The organism is Streptococcus suis (genome assembly GCF_046032515.1).
Taxonomy (GTDB): domain Bacteria; phylum Bacillota; class Bacilli; order Lactobacillales; family Streptococcaceae; genus Streptococcus; species Streptococcus suis_AL.
On record NZ_JARQPJ010000025.1, the window covers coordinates 1 to 21739 of the forward strand.

Genomic DNA, 21739 nt, shown 5'->3' on the forward strand with positions numbered 1-21739 from the left:
AGCCGTATGAGGGGAAACTCTCACGTACGGTTCTTAGAGAGGAAGGTGGTAGTAATACCACTAACCTACTCGACTACGGTGCTCTTGTAGAAGCATTTGGTGGAGAGGTTATCCATGTTTCCGCTAAATCTAAGGATTATTTGAATCCATTAGATATAAACTTCAACTATGGGGATGGCGATGCACCTCTGAAGGATAAGGCGAACTTTATCATGTCTATGCTCGAACTTGTAGTAGGCGGTTCTGGCTTAACAGCCGCTGAAAAATCTGTCATTGACCGATGTCTGCCGAAAATATACGAAGCATACTTTGAAAACCCTATTCCAGACAATATGCCAATCTTACAGGATTTATATGATTTGTTGATAAAACAGGAAGAAAGCATTGGTCGAAAATTAGCGACTGAAATGGAGATATATGTGACAGGTTCACTAAATGTATTTAATCATCGTTCAAATGTCGACTTGAATAAATCGCTTCTATGCTTCGATATAAAAGAGCTGGGGACACAGTTAAAAAAGATTGGTATGTTAGTCATTCAAGACCAGGTATGGAATAAGGTGTCACAGAATAGACAAAGCCAAAAATCAACACGGTATTATATCGATGAATTTCACTTGCTTCTAAAGGAGGAACAAACAGCTCAATACTCGGTTGAAATTTGGAAGAGGTTTCGTAAGTGGGGAGGAATTCCGACAGGTTTAACTCAAAACGTAAAAGACCTTTTAGCGAGTAAGGAAATAGAAAATGTCTTTGATAATACGGACTTTATCATGATGTTGAACCAGGCTTCAGGGGACAGAGAAATTCTAGCTAGAAAACTAAAAATATCTCCCTATCAGCTCAATTATGTAACCAACTCCAATGCTGGAGAGGGGCTACTATTCTTTGGTAATACAATTGTTCCTTTCTTAGACCAATTCCCTAAGAATACACTTTTGTATCAGAAGATGACAACCAAACCAGAAGAGGTCAGGAAGGGCTAGGTGAATTATGGGAAAGTCAAAACGAATGGTCCGAGAGATCAATAAGAAACATTATGCGAAATCAAAACCTGACATTCGACAACGGAAGGAAGAGCAAGATTTTTCTGGAAGAACAGTTGATGAGTGTGTTAAATTTCAACACCAGATTATTCATAAAGAAAGTAAATTAGAGAGCAGGCAAAATCAAGTTGAATCTTCTGGAAAGAGGCGGAAAAATATTAATATTGTGGATGATAAGTCTACACAAACTCCTTTACCTATTCATGATAAAAATGAATCAACTATTCAAATTACAGATCTACAAGATGAAATAGTTAATAAAAAATATTTACATCAGCCCTCTCCACCAGAAGCACCCCTAGTTGAATCAAAGCCAATAAGTCAGAAGAAACAAGTCCAATTACAACAACGGAAAGCCATTGAAAATCAGCAAAATGTTGAATCAAGGAACGATATTGAGTTCACTGAGCAGAATGGCCATAATTCGGAAATACACGTTAGTTCTGATTGCGATCTTACACAAACTGGTAATGAAAATGAAGTTCAACAAATACAATTTGAAATTGCGCACCATAATCCAGTAAATTCCAGCGAATTAAATCACTCGAAAGAATTGAATTTCGGACCAACTTCAAGTCAAACTCAGGCACAAAATCATTCTCAACCGACTGAATCTATTGAAAGAAAAATTCATGATAGTCCGTTTCGTAAGTTTGATACAAATCAAAGTAGAATCATTGATACCGAAACAAAGTTTACCCATCGGAGAAATGAGGGGAGAGCAAAATTAATTCACAATCAGAATCAAGGAACGCCGTCCCAGTTTAAGAATAAAAAGGGGAAGAAACATGTTCATGGCGATTCAGTTCATGAAAGTCAAAACATTCTTTCAGAATTACCTATTTCTCTATTTGATTATTCTACAGATTCAGTTCCAATAAAAACTTATCCAAAAGTAAGTGATGAGTATATTTCTATTATTGAGCAAGCAGATAATGAGAGTGTCTTTGATGTTCCACTCCAACAAAGTCAATTGAGAAAAGATACTAAGAAATTTCAACCGAGTAATTCTAAACTTTCGAAAAATAAAATTAGGGTGGTAAAGAATAGCCAAAGTCAACATATTGAAAAAACTGTAACTCTTACAGATGGGGGTAAACAAAGTTCAAACCAATTTCAGTCAAATCTTAATGAAAATTCGATAATGATTGAACAGATAAGTTATCCCAATATCGACTGGTCTAAAAAACTTCATCTGCCTCAAATTAAACTATTCTCTAGAGATATTTTGCACTCTAATGCTGTAGGCGGTAAGATACAGAATGATGAAAGTAAGCCATTGACTAGAAAAGGAAAGGGATTACCAAATATACTGAGCAATAGAGAAACAAAACCGAATATTGCTCGTAGTTTATATCCTGATACAACTAGTGACAAAAATAGTAAAACTGTATCTAAATCATCCAAAACTAAATTGAGTATCACTCCAATTCAAGTTGATGGAAGACCAAAATATTATTTTGCAACTACAACAAAAAAACAATTTTATAAAGGGCGACTTTCTTCAACCAACAACATTAAGGCGAATAAATTTAGACGTCATAGATTATTAAAAGATCAGTTACAAATTCATGAAAAGTTGAATTCCTTAGTAATTGAGCCAATAGAGTTTGTAAAGGATAAGAAGAATCGTCGTTTGCTTAAAAAAATTGAACAAGCAAAACTTGGCAGAATAAAATCAAGCCCACTAAAAAAAGTAGTGTCAGGATTGGCCAGCAGTGAGTTTCTAGTAGCTAGTTATCTTCAAGCAGGAGCTGATGATAATGTGGCAGTTGATGCAACTACGAAAGTACTGAACATTAATGCTGCTACACTAATGAGACTTGCAAAAAAATCGAATCGTAAAAAGACGATAAAGAAATTGACCAAGAAGGCAAAGGTAAGACAATCGCAATTGGAATTTCGGCATAAGTATCGATTGATGAAGGAAGATAAGATTTTTCAACGGCAATTATTCTATCGAAAGGCAATGTATCGACAGCGGATGAAGCAACAAATTCGTAACAAGCACTTCCCTAGAATTAGAGACAGGATAAAAGAAGAGCTAAAAAAACTGTTAAATCAAATGGTCCAGTTCATTACCACAAGGTGGAAGAGTTTTTTGGTATTGGCTTTGGCTTTATTCTCTCTATTGACAGTTGTATATTCAAATAGTCAATTTATGTTTGGTGCTTTATCATCAGTTTCTTATCAGCTTACCACTACATCTTATCTTTCTTCAGAGGAAATGCTTGTTGCATTGAATCACATATTCTCTACCTATGAATTGAATTTATCCAATCAATTGGCAAGATTGAAGGAATCGAAACCTGGATACGATGAATACATCGTTAAAGGGAGGGAACAAATTGGTCATGATCCACATGTCTTATTAGCCTATTTGACAGCTAGATTTGGGGAAATAAAAGACCAAACAAGTGTTGAACCAGCGATGAAACAACTATTTGGCCAAATATATCAGGTTTCCTATCGTGAAGATAGGGAAATCCGTTATCGAAAGGTCAAGGAAGAAGTTCTTGACACCAGCGGTAAGAAAACGATTGTTGAGAAAGAAGTTCCCTATACCTATCGAAAATTGATAGCAACAGTTTCAAAAAATGACATGGATGTAGTGATTCAGTCAATATTTGCTGGCAGTCCTAGCAATTTAGAACATTATAGGATTCTTAGGGAAACAAAAGGGAATTTAGAAACTGCCTTTCCTTCGGGAACGACGATCAGTCTTCCTGGAAATGTATCATCGGTATATGATGTCAATTTAACAGGCGGAAATTTTCCACCACCAAACCCTGATCATGTTGCTGCTCTAAATGGCGGTTACCCTGGGCAATGTACTTGGTATGTTTATAATCGATTCTCACAACTTGGAAAGCCAATCCAACATTCACCAATGGGAAATGGTGGCGAGTGGGCGTTCTATGCTGCAAAATATGGTTATCCAGTCAGTAGAGAGGCACGAGCTGGTACAGCAGTCTGTATGCCTCCAACTGTACCATATGCAGATCCGACTTACGGTCACATTGCGTTTGTAGAACGCGTTAACCCTGATGGTAGTATTGTTATCTCAGAAATGAATGTAAAAGGGGAATTTGTGATTTCAACAGGCTATCTACCACGTGAGATGGCGGCACAATGTTATTACATTAATTTTGGATTATAAGGAGAAATATATGCGTAAAGATATTCAAATGTTACAAAAAAAGAAAGAAAAATTACTTGAAAAAAAGCAAAAAATTGACCAAGATTTGGCTCAAGTTTTACAAGAAGAACAAGATTTGATTTATGAAGAAGTCATAGTTGTTTTTGAGAAATCTAATCTATCCCTCGAAGAATTTACTAAAAAAGTTTTATTTGAAAAGGAGTTGTCGCATGAAACGATTATTTAGTTTTGTGAGAGTAGCTAGTTTGGTTATGTTATTTAGCGGGTGTCAAACTATTTATGCAAGTTCACCTAGTTCAGAGCCAAATAGTCGGCCAGTAGCGATTTCTGTACATCCACAAGCCTCAGAGCAAAGCAATGCTAAGGGCCAAGTCACAGAAAATGTAGATGCCAATAATCAAGATTACGAAATTACTGATTCAGTTGCTAGTAAGCGACAATTTGTCACTTTTACGAGTAAGTCAGGAAAGGTGTTTCACCTGATTATAGATCATGACAAAGGTGGACAAAATGTACAATTATTGACAGAAGTATCTGAACAGGACTTGCTCAACCTTGTTGAATCAACTGATACAGTTGTAGTCAAACCACAAAAGGTTGAAGAAGTCGTTGAAGAAAAACCTATCAAAAAGGAAGTACCAAAGCAAAAATCTTCAGCAGGAAGTTACATTATTATCGGTCTATTCCTCGTAGGTGTACTGTGTGCAGGATACTATATTAAAGTCATTAAACCTAAGAAAGAACACCATTTTGAAGAATTTGAAGAAGATGATAACTATATAAGTGATGGTGAAGAAGAGGTTTGACATTGTTTTCCTTTTTTGTATAATGAAATTAGAGGTAATAAAATGGATTTATCAAGTAAGCAAATTAAGAATTTATCACACAATAAATGGTACCATGCTACATTAAAACGTCATCTCCCTTCCTTATTAGAAGGGATAAAAGTAGACTACAATTTAGGACATGAACTGGATTTTGGTGCTGGTTTTTATATTACATCAGATTTTCAACAGGCACAGAAGTATATAAACCGTTTGGTAGAATTTTTAAATACCAATAAAGCTGGTGCTGAATTTTTGGGGAATATGGATGAGGAAGGGATTATTCTAGAGTTTGAGTTGACAGATTTTCCTTCAATTTTTACAACATCAAATTATAAGTGTCATTATTTCAAAAGTCACAATATTTCTGATGATGTGATAGATTTCGCTGAGTTCGTTTTTCAGAATCGGCTTCGCTCAAAGGAACGCATTCATGATTTCGATTTTATTTATGGAGTTCAGACGGATGACAATCCAACTGGTTTACTCCAAAAATATAAGGCTGGATTGGTTTCAAAAGCTGATGTATTGAACGAATTTCGTAAGCCGTTCTCTTTTAAACAGTTATCCATTCACAATCAAGAGTTTTGTGATATAATGAAGGTAACAAAGATTTATTTATCAAAAGATGGAAAGGAGTTAGACCAATGGCAAAAACAATGATTAGTCCTGTTGAATTGTATAGCAATGAGTTAGCACAGGCTTTGTTAGAAACATCAAAATATAGACTTGAGGCTAGTGTTGCACATCAGATAGCAAGACAATATGCAAGTCAGGTTGATTTTGAAGATCCAATCTTGATGCACGTTGGAGTTAACTCCATTGCAAGCACCTTGATTGACAAAATTAAACCAGAATATTTTCAAACAACTTCATAAAGTTTAAAAACTTGAATGATGGTTTTAGCGATTAGAGAAATCTAGTCGCTTTTTTCTTTTGTCAGTAAGGAGGATAAATGTATTTCTTTGATTTATTTTCTGGGATAGGAGGATTTCGATTGGGGCTTGAACAAGCTGGACATATTTGTGTTGGTTTTTGTGAGATAGACCGATTCGCTCGTAACTCCTACCAGGCTATTTTTGATACAGAAGGAGAAGTCGAATATCATGACATACGAAAAATATCCAATCATGCTTTCCGAAAGCTCCGAGGAAAAGTTGATCTCATCTGTGGTGGATTCCCTTGCCAGGCATTTTCGCTTGCAGGAAGAAGATTGGGATTTGAGGATACTAGAGGAACTTTGTTCTTCGAGATTGCTCGAGCGGCCCAACAAATCCAACCACAGTTTTTATTGCTTGAAAACGTCAAAGGCTTACTCAATCATGCCCAAGGGAGGACGTTCAGAATTATCCTTTCCACGCTTAATGAATTGGGGTATGATGCTGAATGGCAGGTACTTGACAGCAAATATTTTGGTGTCCCTCAACACAGGGAACGAGTCTATATTATTGGACATTCTAGAAGACGAAGTAGACAGTTCCTTTTTCCTATCGGACGAAAAAGTAAAGTCTCTCCTCTATCAGGTCCAAAATGCATGGGAAACATAAATCCATCGGTATATGGATTGAATGGAAAGGTGTATTTTTCTAGTGCTATTTCTCCCACTCTTACAACGAATAAAGGCGAGGGCGTTAAGATTGCTTATCCAATTCTAACTCCTGAAAGAATTGAGAAAAGACAGAAAGGTAGGAGGGTAAAACAAGAATCAGAACCCATGTTTACACTTACTTCTCAGGACAGGCACGGTGTTGTTTTAGAAAAACGTTTACCTCGGAGTAGGGGAGTTTATGTACGCTCAAATACCAATAAGGGATTTGAAACTGCAATTGAAGGAGATTCAGTCAATTTCGCTTATCCGTCATCTAAAGTTAGAAGAGGTCGAGTTGGTAAGCAGGTTGCTCAAACAATAGTTACTGGAAACTCTCTTGGGGTTGTAACGAATCAATTACAGATTCGTAAGCTAACTCCAAGGGAGTGTTTTCGTTTACAGGGATTTCCTGATTGGGCATTTAATCGAGCAAGTAGAGTAACTTCAAAATCACAATTGTATAAGCAAGCAGGAAATGCAGTGACTGTACCTGTTGCGTTTGAAATTGGCAAGCGTTTAGCTGCAATTGATAAGGAGGGGGAGAGTGAATGAAGACTCTGACAATTGTTGAATTATTCGGAGGAATAGGAGCCCTCCGAAAAGCACTTCTTAATCAGGAAATTCCTCATCAATTGATTGACTATGTAGAAATAGATAGGAATTGTGTAAAGAGCTACAACGTACTCTATAATGAGAACTTTATTCCACAGTCTGTTAAAGGTTATTCTCTACCCAATATGCAGATTGACTTGTTAATGCATGGCAGTCCTTGTCAAGATTTTTCACGCTCAGGACTTAAAAGAGGTGGGAAGAGAGGCTCCTATACTAGAAGTTCTCTTTTGTTTGAAACAATCTTGATATTAAAAAATGCGATTCAAAAACCTAAATGGGTTGTTTGGGAGAATGTTGTTGGCGTGTTAGATAAGAAAATGAAACCAACATTTGAAGCCTATCTAACGGAATTGGAATATTTAGGCTATACATCGTGTTACTGGATACTGGATAGCTTTGACTTTGGGATACCTCAAAAAAGGAAACGGATTTTTGTGGTCAGTTATCTAGGTAGGGAAAATCAATTTGATTTTTCTAAACTAGAGCGAACACAAGCACCAGCCATTGAAGAATTTTTAGAATGCAAAGTAGCTGAAAAATATACTGTCACTCAACCGTCCATTCTTAAGTACATAGAAAAGGCATGTCAGTCAGTTTTCACAGCACGTGTACACATTATTCAAGATTATTGTTACACGATTTCGACTAAGCAAACACGAGTACCTAATGCTGGATTTATTAGAGTAGGTCCTGGAAAATATCGCTACTTAACAGAAAGAGAGTGTTTCCGATTGATGGGGTTTACTGACAAGGATTTTAATTCATTACGAACAATTTTTCCAGAGAAAATTAGCAAGAAGTCCAGTATCTTGTACAAGCAAGCAGGCAATTCTATTGTTGTATCGGTACTTGAAGCAATTGTAAAACAAATTTATCAGAAGGAGTCAAACTCATGAAACTATTACATCAAAAATCAATTTATGAAAGTAATTATGATGAAGCCTTACAACATGACATAGAGATTGATAATATTATGTCAAAACTTTTTTCTCTTCCAAATTTTCTCTCTGAGTTTCAACTGAGGTTTGAGGATGATTATCATAAGGAAATGAACGTTCCACTTGATTATGAATCTTACCTTCATAACATCTTCGATTTTATAGCAGAACAAGATATTAAGAATGGGGTAGACGTTCATTTAACTGAAGAAGGAAATCTATGTTTTATGGCTTACGGTCAATCTTATACGATTCGCTCTACTGGAGTGTCAGATGTGGTACGAACTTCTGTCACAGTCATCTCTAAAGATGAAGCGGGAAACCAGGTGGACTTTAGTCAGCACTTTACTATTCCAGTACAGGAAAAAGAGCAGATGAACAAAATCAAGTCAGAACAGGTTTTATAGCGAAAGAAAGGAGAAGTCATGCGAGTTGAAGAATATGCCAACTATGTCGGAGACTTATCCACTCATTATCTTTCGGATGTAGATGCTTATCAAAGGATGCTAGGGCGGCTAGGTTATGTCGTTGGTTTTGGCTTTCAAAACCAATTGAGTATTATTCATCAGAAACCGACAGCTAGCTTATGCTCAGATTTTCAATCTTGGAAGTCCGTTGACTATATTGTTAGACGTGGTCAAAAAGGGGTACCGATTTTATTATCTAATCAATCAACGACTAGCGTAGGGTATGTCTTTGATATTAGCCAGACTGTCCTAGTGAATAAGGATAGACGACCAATTGAACAATGGAGATATGAATCAGGAAAAGATTTATCCATCCTTACAGATATTATTGATGAGAGATTGTCACTTAGACCGGAAAATGAAGAGGCAGCGATTCGTTATTTGGCAGGATTAGCTACCAAAGGCATTGGCCCAAAAGTCCTAGCAGGAATGAATTTAGATGTGGAAAGTGAAAACTATTTACTTCGTTTTATTGAACAAAGTTTTCAAGCAGTATTTGCTGGTAGACTTGGGGTTGAGATGGACCTAAACAATGATTTACTTGAGAATGGGTTAGGTCAATTTAGTCCTAGACAGTTTCTGCTTTTTGGTGATTACTTATCAAGAATGTCCCAAAAAATTTTTCGTATTATTCACCAAAAAAAGATTGAGAAAATTGCATTAAAAGAGCAGACAAAAGAGATTATTGAGCGGTATAATGATGGTGTAGAAGATAGAGGAGGTCAACCAAATGAATCAAGCATTAGTTATCGAGAAGATGAATACGACCATGACAGCCAACGAGTTCAGTCATTGTCAGACAACAGAGGAGATAGTAGAGATGATTTACCAACAAACTCTTCATACACTTCAAACCAATCCACAGATTCAGAGAGAGATTGGGGCAGCCCCCTACGCCAAGGAACGATTGGAGTATCTGAGCAAGGAGGAGAGCAAGATGGAAATGTTGCTAGAATTGTATCAGACAGCCCAGTTGATTCCTCACTTGATGGAAGTGGAGAAAGAGGCTCAGACGATGACGCTAATTCTCGAACAACAATTGATACCAGAGTGGAATTTGACCGAGGAATTGAAGTCCAAGGACATGTTGAAGTGGACCGCTCAGATGAACAACCTACGCTCCTCGATCAAGGAACAGGTAAGGCACAATCTGATTTACATTTAGCAAAAGTAACCAAAGAAGAATTGCATGATGTTCTTCGTAAAGGAACAGGAACACAAGGTGGGCGACTAAGAGTTGCTCACTTTTTTGCTAGTCAAGAAGATATAAAATTTCAAGCCCAGTTTTTACAAAAGGAATACGGCTGGGGTGGAGCAAGTGGTCCAAGTTTTCCAATTTCCTATCAATATGATTCAAAGGGATTACATTTAACACGTAAATCCGATGGACATAGGGAATCATTCAGTTGGCGACAAGTTGCGGGTGAAATTGATGCTCTATTGGAAGAAGAAACTTATCTTTCTGATGATGAAAATAAACTTTATCGTTTTAATGACCATATTTTTTCTGACTTTGATTCCTCACCATTATTTGAATTTGATAAACAAGAAAATGGACAAATCATCGTCTACATGGAAGATGAAATGGTTGCTCGCATTGATACGGTTGGTCAGATTAACTATGTACTGGAATTAGAAGAACGATTCAGATACGAAATTGATGAGTATGCACGAAACTTAGAAAACAGTCTATTGCTTGAAAAAATGAAGGAGCATGAGCAATTAGACCTCTTTGATTTTGATGCGTTAGTAGAGGAAACTTCTGATGAAACTGTAGAAGTAGAACAAGAGAATTCTGAAAAATACAGAATTGCAGAGTTCACCACAGTCAAGACTGAAGAAATACCATTGGAAAATTTTGTACTTGAAGATCTACCAGGTTCATTACCTCCGTCACAACGCTTAGAAAATAATCTTGCTGCAATTCAAATCATAAAGAATATTGAGAGAGAAGGCAGAAGAGCCAACCGACAAGAACAAGAAACTCTTTCATTATATGTTGGTTGGGGAGGTCTTGCAGATGTCTTCAATGAGGAGAAGACAGGTCAATGGGCTGATGCTCGAAGTAAATTACAAGAATTATTATCACCAGAAGAATATCAAGCAGCCAAGGAATCAACTTTGACTGCTTTTTATACCCCACCACTCGTGATTGATTCTATTTATAAAGTTTTGCAGAATCTTGGTTTTGAGAAAGGAAATATTTTAGAACCTTCATGTGGGGTAGGAAATTTTATCGGTCGTTTACCAAAAGATATGAATCGTTCTAAGGTGTATGGAGTCGAGCTGGATAAATTGAGTGGTAGGATAGCCCAGGAACTTTATCAAAAATCAAGTGTGCAGATAAAGGGATTTGAAGAAACAAGATTCTCAAATAATTTCTTTGATGTAGCGGTTGGGAATGTGCCGTTTGGAGATTTCAAACTAACTGATCGAGATTATGACCGAGAAAACTTTCTTATCCATGACTACTTTTTTGCCAAGTCAATCGACAAAATTCGTAGTGGAGGTATTATTGCATTTGTAACTTCTTCTGGAACAATGGATAAACAAGACAGTCGTGTTCGACAATATTTGGCCAATCGATGTGACTTGTTGGGTGCTATTCGATTGCCTAATGATACCTTTAAGGGGTTAGCAGGAACTGAGGTTACAAGTGATATTCTAGTCTTACAAAAAAGGGATGTTGTGAGAGAACAAGATGTTGACTGGATACATTTAGCTAGAGATGAGAATGGCCTTATTTACAATAAGTATTTTGTAGAACATCCAGAGATGGTCTTGGGGCAAATGGCAGAAGTCTCAGGTCGGTTTGGTCCCAGTTTAGCTTGTCTTTCAGATGGGAGCGACCTACAGGAGCAACTTAGCGCAGCTATTCAATCCATTCAGGGAGAAATCCCACGTGTCGAACAAGTTCACAATTTAGATGATGGACAGGACATTCTTCCAGCAATGGATCATGTTAAGAATTTCTCTTATACTTTGGTTGATGGAGTTCCATATTACAGAGAAGACTCTGTCATGATTCGTCAAAAGTTATCACTTAAAGAACTAAATAGATTAAGAGATTACATCTACGTAGTGGATAGCTTGAAAAAAGTTATTCAACTCCAAAAAGAAAATGCCAGCGATGGTTTGATTCAAGAAAGTCAAGAGCAACTGAACAAGGCATATGATTCTTTTAAAGCGAAATATGATTTTATCAACTCTACACTTAATCGCAGGAATTTACGCGAGGATAGTCATTATCCCTTAGTATCGTCTATTGAGAAGCTAGACAAAGGTAAGTTTGTAGGGAAGGGCGATATTTTCTTTAAGCGGACAATTGCAAAAGCAAAGGTTGTCGAGCATTGTGACACTAGTCATGAGGCCTTAATTCTTTCAATTTCTGAAAAGGGAAGAGTTGACTTCGACTATATGACACAGTTGACTGACAAGCCCAGGGAGGAATTGATAAAAGAATTAAAAGGGGAAATCTATTTGGATATTCCTTTTGCCTATGAAGAGAGTATGCTTCATCCATTTTCTGAGCAAGGGATGGAAGAAATGGGATTATCTTATGTTCCTGCTGACCAATTCTTAAGCGGTAACATTCGTGAGAAGATTTCTATAATGGAATTTTACATTGATAGGTATCAATCAATCGATAATCCAGATAAGGAAGTTCTTGAGAATATTAACGAACTAAAATTTCAACGTGATAGACTTGAAGAAGTTATGCCCAAGGAATTGACAGCAAGTGAAATTTCAGTTCGACTAGGGGCTACCTGGATTCCAACTTCAGATATTGAGCAGTTTATCTTTGACACACTTCAACCTAGCTACTATGCGAAAAAAGCAATTAAAGTACAGTTCTCTCCCTTTACATCGGAATGGAAGATTGATGGGAAAACATATGATAGTCGAAATGACCTTGCAAATCTGACTTTTGGTACAAGTCGAGTCAATGCCTATCGGTTAATCGAAGATTCACTAAACCTACGAGATACACGAGTCTACGATACGGTTTATGATGATGCGGGAAATAAAAAACAAGTCCTGAACAAGAAAGAAACCATGCTGGCCGGTGAAAAGCAGGAACTTCTCAAAGAAGCTTTCAAAGACTGGATTTTCAAAGACCAAAGTCGTAGGCATAGGCTCGAAAAACTCTACAATGAAAAATTTAACTCAATCCGAAACCGAGAATATGATGGCCAACACCTCTCTCTTGAGGGGATGACAGCAGATATTAGCCTACGTCCACACCAAAAGAATGCCATAGCACGAACGCTTTATGGAGGAAATACTCTCTTGGCTCATGTAGTCGGAGCAGGTAAAACGTTTGAGATGGTAGCAAGTGCTATGGAAAGTAAGCGACTTGGGATGAGTAATAAAGCCTTGTTTGTCGTTCCAAACCATTTGACAGAACAGATGGGAAGGGAATTTATGGAGTTATATCCAGCAGCCAATATTATGGTAGCTACAAAAAAAGATTTTGAACCTGCTAATCGAAAACGATTTGTAGGTAGGATAGCGACTGGCGAATACGACGCGGTCATTATTGGTCACACTCAATTCGAGAAGATTCCAATGAGTAGAGAATACCAGGAACAACATTTGAAACATCAAATTCAGGATATAGTCGAGTTCATTGAAGAATATAAGTACGAGAGAGACCAAAATTTTACTGTAAAACAGCTTGAGGGAACGAAGAAGAAACTAGAGGCAAAGCTAAAAAAACTAAATGATGATTTTCGTAAGGATGATGTCGTGACTTTCGAGGAATTGGGTGTTGACAAACTCTACATTGATGAAGCCCATAACTATAAGAATCTTTATCTTTACACCAAAATGAGAAATGTGGCTGGGATTGGTCAATCTGAAGCCATGAAATCTTCGGATATGTTTATGAAGTGTCGCTATTTGGATGAATTAACAGGAGGAAAGGGTGTCGTTTTTGCGACGGGAACACCTGTGTCGAATTCTATGAGCGAACTTTACACCATGCAACGCTATCTACAATTTGATGAACTGGAACGAAAAGGTCTACATCATTTTGATTCCTGGGCTTCTACCTTTGGCGAAACCGTGACTGCCATAGAACTTTCTCCAGAAGGAGACTCCTATCGTAGTAAGACACGTTTCTCAAAGTTTTACAATCTTCCTGAACTGATGTCTTTTGTAAAAGAAATGGCAGATATTAAGACTGCAGATCAGTTGAACCTACCAACTCCACAGACTCATTATGAAACCATACTTACCAAGCCAACAGGTCATCAGAAAGAAATTTTAAAAAGCCTTTCCGAGCGTGCTGATAAGGTGAGAAATAGGAAAGTAGAGCCCCAGGAAGATAACATGTTGCGGATTACGAATGATGGTAAGAAGATTGCTTTAGACCAACGTTTGGTTAATTCCTTTTTACCAGATGATCCAGAGAGCAAGGTAAATGTCTGTACCAAGAACATTTTCGCAATCTGGGAACAATCAAGTGAGCGACGTTCCGCTCAGCTCGTATTTTGTGACATGTCTACACCGAAGGGTGATGGAAGTTTTAACCTCTACGATGATATGAAAACCAAGTTAGTTAATCTTGGAATTCCAGAAAATGAAATCGCCTTTATTCATGATGCGAATAATGAAAAGCAGAAAGCTGAGTTGTTTGCCAAGGTGAGAAGTGGCGATATTCGTATTCTTTTTGGTTCCACATCGAAGATGGGGGCAGGTACAAACGTGCAAAGCAAACTCATTGCCCTCCACGACTTGGACGTACCTTGGAGACCAGCAGATTTGGAGCAACGGTCTGGTCGAATCGTTCGTCAGGGAAATGAGAATAAGGACGTCTATATCTATCGTTATGTGACGGAGAATACATTCGACGCATATCTTTGGCAGACCATTGAGAATAAACAGAAGTTTATCTCTCAAATTATGACCTCGAAAACGCCTGTGCGTGTGGCTGATGATGTTGATGAGAATACCTTAAATTATGCGGAAATCAAGGCACTTGCGACTGGTAATCCACTTATCAAAGAGAAGATGGATTTAGATGTTGAAGTATCTAAATTACGAATGCTGGAATCAAACTACAAGTCCAATTTATATCAGTTAGAAGATAAGATAGTAAAACACTATCCGTCCGAAATTGCTCGCCTAACAGAACAAATTGCATTTGCCAAGCAAGATATGGAACGAAAAGTTCCAAAAGTACAAGGTGATGGTCAGTTTAATGGGATGGAAATTTTAGGAAAACACTTTGTAGATAAGAAATCAGCAGCAGAAGAATTGATGAAAATTTTACCACTAGTTCCTGCATCAGGTACAATGTCAATTGGTCACTATCGTGGATTTGAAGTTTCCGCATTCTTTAACCAAATTGCTCAAGCAATGGATTTTGTGATTGAGGGTAATTTATCCTACGTTGGTCATTTCGGTGATAGCCCTGAGGGCAATATTCAACGTTTAGACAATGTTTTGGATAGGATAGATGAAGAAGTATCCAAGTTGGAAAATAGACTGTCAGAGGTCCAATACAAGCTCCAGGTTGCGAAAGAAGAGGTAACGAAACCTTTTGAAAAGGCGGACTTACTAAAAGAAAAGACCTTGCGTTTAGCAGAGGTCAATCGCATCCTGGATATGGGAGAGGTAGAAGAGTTAGAGAATCCGAATCCTTTACTTGAAGATGTTAAGGCAGCAATGGTTGACTTCTTAGCCAGAGAATATGGTGATACCGAACTTTCTGAAGAAAGTAGAACGGAACAATTTCAAGACATCTTTTCGACTGGAGATGTGGTGTATCTAGCAAAGGGAAAAAGTGAGGTTGGCGACTATGATATTGAATATAGTGTAGATCTATCAAATTTTTCCTGGAAACTATCATTTGCAGATTCAGATTTAAAGTCTGGAGTGTTTGAAGGAAATACACCAGAGGAGCAAGCTCAACACTTTAAACTATTTTTGGAGCATTCCACTAATGAGGACTTACTCTCAATTGATGAAAAGGCAGCTTGTCAAACGCTAGGTTTACCTTATAATAGAGATTTGCTTGACAAGGATTTGGATAGTGACGGCATAGTAGACCGTTATGACCATGATTTTAAAGATAGTGATGCTTTTGAATCAAACTATGATGTCGACGAGAAAGAAAAACGGCCATCTACTTTAGCACAAATTCAAGCCTATAAGGCAGAAGTTGAAGAACGTGACTACAAAAGCCAAACAAAAGAAGAAATAGAAGAGGAGCAAGTAATATGAATTTTGAAGAAATGAAATCTACTTTAGAGAATATGTTAAAAGAAAATTATGCCGACTTTACCAAGGCCATTATTGCGATTGAGAAGGATATTTCTGATCCAGACTTGTTGGAACAAGTCTATCAGGCATACATGGATGATGATTCTATATCTGGTTTACTCCATTCTAATATTGACGCAATCATTGAAACTTTGGAGTCCGATAAAAGTCAATTGTCAACAGATAATGTAGAATTGGTAGGCAATGTAACTAAAGATGTCGAGGTTAAAGTCTTCCCTGGGGAAGATGGAAAGGAGTTTAAAGTTGCCAATTTTTCCATAGCTCATAATGATGATAATGGCAATAGTCGATTCACCAAAGTTACTGCCTATAACGGACGTGCCGACTTTGCAGACCAACTCAAGAAAGGAGATTTTGTCAAGCTAACCGGCCAGATGAAGTATGAAGAGTATGAAGGGAAACTCTACAAAAATCTTGTTGTTAAAAATATTAAAATTCTTAAAACAAAAGAAAAACAACTAGAGGAGGCAGGAAAAGGAGAAAAGCCCTCAACTCTCGGAGCTTTGAAGGAATACTCCCAACAGACAAGTTCAGAACCAAGTAAACCAAAACAGGATAAAGGGATGGAGTTGTGACAAAAAGCTAGACCACCATTTTCGGAGGTCTAGCTTGTTTTTTTATTTACTCTAAACTTGTAGTCGTTTTCTGATATATGAACTTACGAATTAGCTTATTATCACTATACGTTTCAATTTTAAAGATGAAGTAATGATTACGATTGTCTTTTGCTTTCTCTTTATTCAGAACAAAATAGTTTATTCCCGAGGCTGCCATTGAATTCATCAAATCATCTGTAAGAAAGGTAAGTGGAACAGCTAATTTTGAGTAGCGATAGAAATCCTCTTCAAACTTTCGGTAGCTATCACTAAAATAATCCATTTGTAATTGATTTTTATTAAACTCAAGCTGATTCATATTCCACCTCCAAATCTATTGTAAGAATTTCCGAGATTTGAATACTGATGTAGCCTTCTTTAGTTTCAAACGAAACAGATTGGAATGTCAAATTTTTTACTATTCCAATGTAAATTTTTCCAGGAACTGTCAGAATACCATTTAACTGATGACTATATAGTTGATTGAGTAGGAGTAGTTTATCAGCTAAGGTCAATTCAGTTGAATAATCAATGCGATTACGTTCGTTCTCCAAACCAGATGTATGTTCTGACAAGAAGAATCCCATCCATTTTGCCATTTTCCTATCTTGGTATTCTCTAGCCACTTGGAATGGTAGATAGCTACGGTCAATCATCTTAATCCCTCCAATCCGCCAGCGGAATGACCGCCGACAAGTTTACTTCGAGCAATTGCCCTTGAATTTTCTAATAAAGAACTAGCTTTCTGTACTGCAAGAAATCCAAATCGATCACGAATCTTATCAATAGTTGTTTCCAATTTTTCCTCTTTTTCGCTTTCTTCAAAGTCGTCAAAAAGTGAAATAACTGCAAAGTTTTCGTCCACTAATCCATCGTATCTCACAGCAATGCTTCTAACTGCACCACCATCGTATTTAGAGCGAAAAAGTGAAATAACTTCGTCCTGAAAAACAAGTGTTCGATTGGTTGGATTGATTTTTTTCTGAACATTGATGGATTTCTTGTTTTCAAAATTTGAATATCCAACATTTATGGCAACTACGGTTGCTTTTTTGTGTCTCTTACGTAAACGAATGGCAACTTGCTCTGCCATCTCTCTAAGTACAAGTTCTATATCGCTTTGACGAGTGTAATCTTTGTGGAGTACTTGCGAATTTCCAATCCCGACAGCTTTAGGGCGATAGGGTTCGTGTACATTGCTTTCATCAATACCATTAGCATGAAACCAATGTTGTACGCCAATGATACCAAATTCTTTCTTCAAAATAGTTGGGTCACAGTTGGCTAATTCCTTGATGGAATAGATACCAAGTTTGTTTAATCTTTTTTCTGTTCGTGAACCAATTCCCCAAAAATCAGTCATTTTAGGAATGTTCCAGACCTTTGTTTCAACGTCTTCATAGGACCAATTAGCACGCATGGTAGCAGTACTTTTTGCTTCATTGTCAAGTGCCAGCTTGGCTAGAAGTGGATTGGCATTACTCATGCCAACTGTAGAATACACTCCAGTCTTTTCCCAAATATCGTGCTGTATTTTTGCTGATACTAGATCTAATTTATCTTTACGACTAAGCGTCTTATCTTCAACAAAATAATTTAGTGATGAAGTTAGGTCAATAAATCCTTCGTCAATTGAATAGGGGAGAATATCTGTTGGATCAGCATAATTTTGAAATACTTTTTGGATTTCTAGATTTTTTTGGATATACAAGTCCATTCTTGGTGGCACGATAAAGGTACGCTTAGCCCAGTTTTCAATATATGAGACGAACTTGACATCTGTTGGTAGTCCAGAAATGCTTGCACGGTAATAGTTAAATTTTCGTGTGTGGACATCAAAGGGGAGATCGTAAGCTCTACCGACATTTCCTTTACCAAAAATTTTTTTGAACATTGGAGAAGAAGCTAGTATGAGGCCAGAAGTATTATCAGCCCTACTCATAACACAAAGAGATGTATGGAGTGGATGAAGCCCTCTCTCCACGCATTCAATGGACGCATAGAAAGATTTCATATCGACAAAAGCAATATCACTACGTGGTTCCTTTGAATAGTCGATATAGCCCATAGTGATCACCTTGCTTTCAATTTTCCTAACTCTTCAACAAGCTCTGTTAGATGGTCTGTTACATCATATTCTTCTTTTTCAAAGGCTAGAATAATTCGGTCATTTTTTATATCAAGCATTTTTTTAGGTTGAAGTCTGGCATTATTCTTCACGGATTTTGTATATACCATTGTTCTTTTCCTTTTCAGAAGCAGTGGGGCGATAATCTTCTTTTTGAATTTTATAGTAGCTTTCAACTGCCGTAAGTGGTTCTGTATCTTCAATGAATGCCAATGCCATTACTTGGTCATCTGTTGTAAACTTGGAGATATGGTAGTTATTCTCTACAAACCATCGGAGCGCAACATTTAAAATATGAACTGTAATGTCAGCAGTCTTACCCCCAGGTAAATCTACAAGAATACGTTTGTCTTGATTATATGGTATTCTATGCATGTATCAAATCCTTTTTAGACTTTCTTTTCTAAGTGTTCTTGAATAATCAGTGCAAGTTTTTGTTTTTCTTCCTCGGTCAATGGTGGCTTTTCAGGCGAATGTCCAAATACTTGAATTTCATGTATTTCACCGTTGATGTTGATTTCTTCAATCTGACGTTTACAACCACAAGGTAATGTTCTAATTTTCATTCATATCCTCCATTTCGTCTGTCATTGCAATCAAAATAGAATCCTCTATTAAAAAAGCGTAAGGATAGATTTTTGCGTCCTCATTTTGAGGAATAAGTATTTCATCAAATCCTTCATTCTCTAGTCGCTCTTCAAAATTGTCCATATTGAATATTTCAACTTTACAATCAGGGTTGAAACCATACGTTCCAAGTTCTAAAATATCTTTTAAATTCATGACTACACTCCCTCGACAGGCATAAAGTGTCCAACAACTAGACCAACAATTCTTGGATCATCCTCATACGGGATGAACTTCTCTGGATAGTCCTTATTCAAGGAAACCATTCTGAACCCATCTTCTTCACGGTAGAGTTTTTTGATATAAACTGAGTCATTCCATGATAATGCATAGACAGCTCCATCATAGTCGAATCCGTTTGAACGAATTAGTGCGACTTCACCGTCTTTATATACAGGTTCCATAGAATTACCAGAAATCCATGTTGCAATATCAAATCCTGTATATTCATCTTCCGAATAGACAGTCTCTGTTTCAAATTCATCGTTCAGCCCCACACCAGGACCAGCAGATAATTGAACATCAGAAAGCACTTGATATGAGAATAGGGATACAACATTTTCTGCAATAGATTGAGAAGCTAGTAATTGCTCGACATAATCTTCTGCAGCCAATTTGTTTTCATCGGTGAGCAGAAGATAGTTTTGAACGATTGTGTATTCAGATTCAAAAAAGGATTCTTCGACATTCAAAATAGTAGCAAGCATCGAAAGATTTTTCTGGTTTGGTTTGGTTTTTCCGCTTTCCCAGGCACTATATGACATGCGACTAATTTCAAGTTGTCGAGCGATTTCAGATTGAGATAGTCCTAGTTTTGTTCTTTTTTCTTTTAGTCTTTTTGGAGAGAACATGGTTACTCCTTTCGTTGTAAGTTTATAAACTTACAAAAAGTATAAATTATTTTTTTTAATTTGACAAGTATAACTTTAAAAATTTTGTCAGAAATTCAATATAATGAGCGGACAAAAATAGTAAAATGCAGTAAACTAGATGTAGTGAAAGGAGTGAGTTTTTAATGATTTTGTTAGCACTTTATGGAATGTTAATCTTAGCAGCATTTTGGCTTTGGTTATTTATAGCTAGAACTTCTGTAAAACTTGCCTGTTTTGCGATTGATTTTTGTGCAGTATTTATCTACACAATTTATCTGTTACACCAACCAATTTCTAGTAAGATTGCGAATGGAAATACGATTTATTTTTGGGATGTTTTGTTTGGATTAATCGCAGTTTTGATATATGGTTTTCTAATGGTTGCTCTCTCAATATTTTTGCCAAGAATAAGTAAAGTCATCAATTTTGTCATTGTATTTTTGGGTGTTGGTATAGGAATTTGTCTAGCAACTGATTTCATATGCCGCATTGATTTTGACCGAGATTGTCCAAATTTTTCTCGCACTTGAGCAAGTTCCTTGTCTGAAAGTCGAATTTTTAATTGGTTTGGTCGGGTACGTTTTTCCATTGTCTATTCCTTTCTATTGGGGTCTTAGGGTTCTCCCTAACAAGTAAAATGTAACGAAAAAAGCAGAGCCAAAGGCGTCTGCTTCGTTAATTTTATCGTAAGTGGGTACCCACTTACTGTGCTTGCTACAACAGTTTTTTTATTGTAGAGCGGTAAGCTAATATACTATTTATGTTAATTATTGGCAATCCATTCAACTTCATACTTTTCGGCAGAAGTTAATAAGAATTCGTCAGGTAACTTATCTGAAATGATAGTTTTGTATTGTTTCAGGTTGTTAATTTTGAAAAATCCTGACATCCGAAATTTTGAACTATCAATTAGTAGTATTGTCTCCTTAGCCTTGTCAATGATAGATTTTTTTGCAATGGCCTGACTGAAAGAAGCTTCATAGACATACTCTTCATCAATTCCTCTTGCTGAGCAAAATGCAAGGTCAATACTAAAATGTTCAAGAAGACTATTTTCCATACTATGGTTTACAACGGAGGCAGAATGGTGTTTAACCTCTCCTCCTGTAACAAAAATTTTCATTGTTGGATTAGAAAGTTCAGAAAGCAACTGAGCAGTATTAAGTCCATTCGTAAAGATAATTAGATTGTCAATGGTAGACAGGAAAGGACATAATTCATAAACCGTTGTACTTGAATCTAAGTAAATACACATTCCTGGACCAACAAAGTCTTTTGCAAGGTCAGCAATTATTTTTTTCTCAGACCTATTTTCAGTTTCTCTGATACTATGAGCAAGCTCAACAGTATTAAATGCGTTTAACACAACTTCCCCATGTTTTCGCTTTATGAGTCCTTGTTCTTCGAGAAAAATTAAATCTCTACGAAGTGTAGAAGTGCTTGAAAAAGTTAATTTTTCAAGTTGTTTTACATCGATTCTTTTTTTATTTTGAAGAATATCTGTTATTTCCTTTAAGCGTTTGTCTCTACTCATATCAACACCTCTTGAGTATATGATAACATATTTTGAACAATAATGGCGATTTTATGT

At 36.8% G+C, this 21739-nt stretch carries 21 protein-coding genes and 1 pseudogene; 13 read left to right on the forward strand and 9 right to left on the reverse strand.

Annotated elements, in window-relative coordinates; genetic code table 11:
- The 12 genes and pseudogenes from P7J49_RS09840 to P7J49_RS09895 form a co-directional block, all read left to right on the forward strand.
- The coding region (locus P7J49_RS09840) for a VirB4-like conjugal transfer ATPase, CD1110 family (RefSeq protein WP_408570570.1) at nt 1-986 on the forward strand (986 nt) is incomplete at its 5' end.
- A gap of 7 nt (nt 987-993) precedes the next feature.
- Nucleotides 994-4206 carry a CHAP domain-containing protein gene (locus P7J49_RS09845; RefSeq protein WP_408570571.1) on the forward strand — a complete coding sequence of 1071 codons (3213 nt, stop codon included), beginning with the start codon at nt 994-996 and terminating at the stop codon, nt 4204-4206.
- 10 nt (nt 4207-4216) lie between these two features.
- Nucleotides 4217-4432: a hypothetical protein gene (locus tag P7J49_RS09850; protein ID WP_024377527.1), complete on the forward strand. Its 216-nt coding sequence runs from the start codon at nt 4217-4219 to the stop codon at nt 4430-4432.
- The gene (locus P7J49_RS09855; protein ID WP_408570572.1) at nt 4416-5012 is read left to right on the forward strand and encodes a CD1107 family mobile element protein; all 597 of its coding nucleotides are present in this window, start codon (nt 4416-4418) and stop codon (nt 5010-5012) included. The genes P7J49_RS09850 and P7J49_RS09855 overlap by 17 nt, the downstream gene beginning before the upstream one ends.
- Before the next feature lie 42 nt (nt 5013-5054).
- Nucleotides 5055-5693 (forward strand): DUF3990 domain-containing protein, encoded by a 639-nt coding sequence (locus tag P7J49_RS09860; protein ID WP_408570573.1) that lies wholly within the window; start codon nt 5055-5057, stop codon nt 5691-5693.
- Nucleotides 5678-5908 carry a hypothetical protein gene (locus P7J49_RS09865; protein ID WP_024377524.1) on the forward strand — a complete coding sequence of 77 codons (231 nt, stop codon included), beginning with the start codon at nt 5678-5680 and terminating at the stop codon, nt 5906-5908. The genes P7J49_RS09860 and P7J49_RS09865 overlap by 16 nt, the downstream gene beginning before the upstream one ends.
- Before the next feature lie 77 nt (nt 5909-5985).
- Nucleotides 5986-7170 (forward strand): DNA (cytosine-5-)-methyltransferase, encoded by a 1185-nt coding sequence (gene dcm, locus P7J49_RS09870; protein ID WP_408570574.1) that lies wholly within the window; start codon nt 5986-5988, stop codon nt 7168-7170.
- On the forward strand, nt 7167-8126 hold the full coding sequence (locus tag P7J49_RS09875) for a DNA cytosine methyltransferase (RefSeq protein WP_044979903.1): 960 nt from the start codon (nt 7167-7169) through the stop codon (nt 8124-8126). Before dcm ends, P7J49_RS09875 begins: the two co-directional genes overlap by 4 nt.
- Complete coding sequence (locus tag P7J49_RS09880) at nt 8123-8575, forward strand: hypothetical protein (protein WP_408570575.1); 453 nt, start codon at nt 8123-8125, stop codon at nt 8573-8575. The genes P7J49_RS09875 and P7J49_RS09880 overlap by 4 nt, the downstream gene beginning before the upstream one ends.
- 880 nt (nt 8576-9455) lie before the next feature.
- Entirely contained in the window at nt 9456-9800 is a 345-nt protein-coding gene (locus P7J49_RS09885; RefSeq protein ID WP_408570598.1) for a TnpV protein, read from the forward strand.
- A gap of 578 nt (nt 9801-10378) precedes the next feature.
- Nucleotides 10379-15865, forward strand: a pseudogene (locus P7J49_RS09890) (DEAD/DEAH box helicase family protein); the annotation flags it as partial.
- Complete coding sequence (locus P7J49_RS09895; RefSeq protein ID WP_408570576.1) at nt 15862-16500, forward strand: single-stranded DNA-binding protein; 639 nt, start codon at nt 15862-15864, stop codon at nt 16498-16500. The pseudogene P7J49_RS09890 and the gene P7J49_RS09895, both read left to right, overlap by 4 nt.
- Before the next feature lie 46 nt (nt 16501-16546).
- On the opposite strand, the gene P7J49_RS09900 is transcribed toward P7J49_RS09895, so the two are convergent.
- Genes P7J49_RS09900 through P7J49_RS09935 form a run of 8 tightly spaced genes read right to left on the reverse strand, consistent with a single transcriptional unit; the run spans nt 16547 to nt 20127 of the window.
- Complete coding sequence (locus tag P7J49_RS09900) at nt 16547-16840, reverse strand: DUF5960 family protein (protein WP_408570577.1); 294 nt, start codon at nt 16838-16840, stop codon at nt 16547-16549.
- On the reverse strand, nt 16827-17177 hold the full coding sequence (locus P7J49_RS09905) for a hypothetical protein (RefSeq protein ID WP_408570578.1): 351 nt from the start codon (nt 17175-17177) through the stop codon (nt 16827-16829). Before P7J49_RS09905 ends, P7J49_RS09900 begins: the two co-directional genes overlap by 14 nt.
- Nucleotides 17174-18589, reverse strand: coding sequence for a Y-family DNA polymerase (locus tag P7J49_RS09910; RefSeq protein ID WP_408570579.1), 1416 nt, complete (start codon nt 18587-18589; stop codon nt 17174-17176). The genes P7J49_RS09905 and P7J49_RS09910 overlap by 4 nt, the downstream gene beginning before the upstream one ends.
- Before the next feature lie 5 nt (nt 18590-18594).
- Nucleotides 18595-18741 carry a hypothetical protein gene (locus P7J49_RS09915; RefSeq protein ID WP_408570580.1) on the reverse strand — a complete coding sequence of 49 codons (147 nt, stop codon included), beginning with the start codon at nt 18739-18741 and terminating at the stop codon, nt 18595-18597.
- Nucleotides 18731-19024, reverse strand: a complete 294-nt coding sequence (locus P7J49_RS09920; protein ID WP_408570581.1) for a hypothetical protein — start codon at nt 19022-19024, stop codon at nt 18731-18733. The genes P7J49_RS09915 and P7J49_RS09920 overlap by 11 nt, the downstream gene beginning before the upstream one ends.
- A gap of 14 nt (nt 19025-19038) precedes the next feature.
- Nucleotides 19039-19215, reverse strand: a complete 177-nt coding sequence (locus P7J49_RS09925; RefSeq protein WP_408570582.1) for a hypothetical protein — start codon at nt 19213-19215, stop codon at nt 19039-19041.
- Entirely contained in the window at nt 19205-19432 is a 228-nt protein-coding gene (locus P7J49_RS09930) for a hypothetical protein (RefSeq protein ID WP_408570583.1), read from the reverse strand. The genes P7J49_RS09925 and P7J49_RS09930 overlap by 11 nt, the downstream gene beginning before the upstream one ends.
- A 2-nt stretch (nt 19433-19434) precedes the next feature.
- Nucleotides 19435-20127, reverse strand: coding sequence for a helix-turn-helix transcriptional regulator (locus tag P7J49_RS09935; protein ID WP_408570584.1), 693 nt, complete (start codon nt 20125-20127; stop codon nt 19435-19437).
- Nucleotides 20128-20291: 164 nt separating this feature from the next.
- On the opposite strand from P7J49_RS09935, the gene P7J49_RS09940 reads away from it, so the two are divergent.
- Complete coding sequence (locus P7J49_RS09940) at nt 20292-20678, forward strand: hypothetical protein (protein WP_408570585.1); 387 nt, start codon at nt 20292-20294, stop codon at nt 20676-20678.
- 233 nt (nt 20679-20911) lie between these two features.
- On the opposite strand, the gene P7J49_RS09945 is transcribed toward P7J49_RS09940, so the two are convergent.
- Nucleotides 20912-21682 (reverse strand): DeoR/GlpR family DNA-binding transcription regulator, encoded by a 771-nt coding sequence (locus tag P7J49_RS09945; RefSeq protein WP_408570586.1) that lies wholly within the window; start codon nt 21680-21682, stop codon nt 20912-20914.
- Nucleotides 21683-21739: the final 57 nt, after the last annotated feature.

Coding starts and splice junctions, on each gene's coding strand:
- P7J49_RS09880 (WP_408570575.1), top strand. CDS start 8,123: ATGAAACTATTACATCAAAAATCAATTTATGAAAGTAATTATGATGAA.
- P7J49_RS09900 (WP_408570577.1), bottom strand. CDS start 16,840: ATGAATCAGCTTGAGTTTAATAAAAATCAATTACAAATGGATTATTTT.
- P7J49_RS09945 (WP_408570586.1), bottom strand. CDS start 21,682: ATGAGTAGAGACAAACGCTTAAAGGAAATAACAGATATTCTTCAAAAT.
- P7J49_RS09925 (WP_408570582.1), bottom strand. CDS start 19,215: ATGAAAATTAGAACATTACCTTGTGGTTGTAAACGTCAGATTGAAGAA.
- P7J49_RS09845 (WP_408570571.1), top strand. CDS start 994: ATGGGAAAGTCAAAACGAATGGTCCGAGAGATCAATAAGAAACATTAT.
- P7J49_RS09910 (WP_408570579.1), bottom strand. CDS start 18,589: ATGGGCTATATCGACTATTCAAAGGAACCACGTAGTGATATTGCTTTT.
- P7J49_RS09875 (WP_044979903.1), top strand. CDS start 7,167: ATGAAGACTCTGACAATTGTTGAATTATTCGGAGGAATAGGAGCCCTC.
- P7J49_RS09930 (WP_408570583.1), bottom strand. CDS start 19,432: ATGAATTTAAAAGATATTTTAGAACTTGGAACGTATGGTTTCAACCCT.
- P7J49_RS09865 (WP_024377524.1), top strand. CDS start 5,678: ATGGCAAAAACAATGATTAGTCCTGTTGAATTGTATAGCAATGAGTTA.
- P7J49_RS09855 (WP_408570572.1), top strand. CDS start 4,416: ATGAAACGATTATTTAGTTTTGTGAGAGTAGCTAGTTTGGTTATGTTA.
- P7J49_RS09940 (WP_408570585.1), top strand. CDS start 20,292: ATGATTTTGTTAGCACTTTATGGAATGTTAATCTTAGCAGCATTTTGG.
- P7J49_RS09850 (WP_024377527.1), top strand. CDS start 4,217: ATGCGTAAAGATATTCAAATGTTACAAAAAAAGAAAGAAAAATTACTT.
- P7J49_RS09885 (WP_408570598.1), top strand. CDS start 9,456: ATGATTTACCAACAAACTCTTCATACACTTCAAACCAATCCACAGATT.
- P7J49_RS09895 (WP_408570576.1), top strand. CDS start 15,862: ATGAATTTTGAAGAAATGAAATCTACTTTAGAGAATATGTTAAAAGAA.
- P7J49_RS09905 (WP_408570578.1), bottom strand. CDS start 17,177: ATGATTGACCGTAGCTATCTACCATTCCAAGTGGCTAGAGAATACCAA.
- dcm (WP_408570574.1), top strand. CDS start 5,986: ATGTATTTCTTTGATTTATTTTCTGGGATAGGAGGATTTCGATTGGGG.
- P7J49_RS09935 (WP_408570584.1), bottom strand. CDS start 20,127: ATGTTCTCTCCAAAAAGACTAAAAGAAAAAAGAACAAAACTAGGACTA.
- P7J49_RS09860 (WP_408570573.1), top strand. CDS start 5,055: ATGGATTTATCAAGTAAGCAAATTAAGAATTTATCACACAATAAATGG.
- P7J49_RS09920 (WP_408570581.1), bottom strand. CDS start 19,024: ATGCATAGAATACCATATAATCAAGACAAACGTATTCTTGTAGATTTA.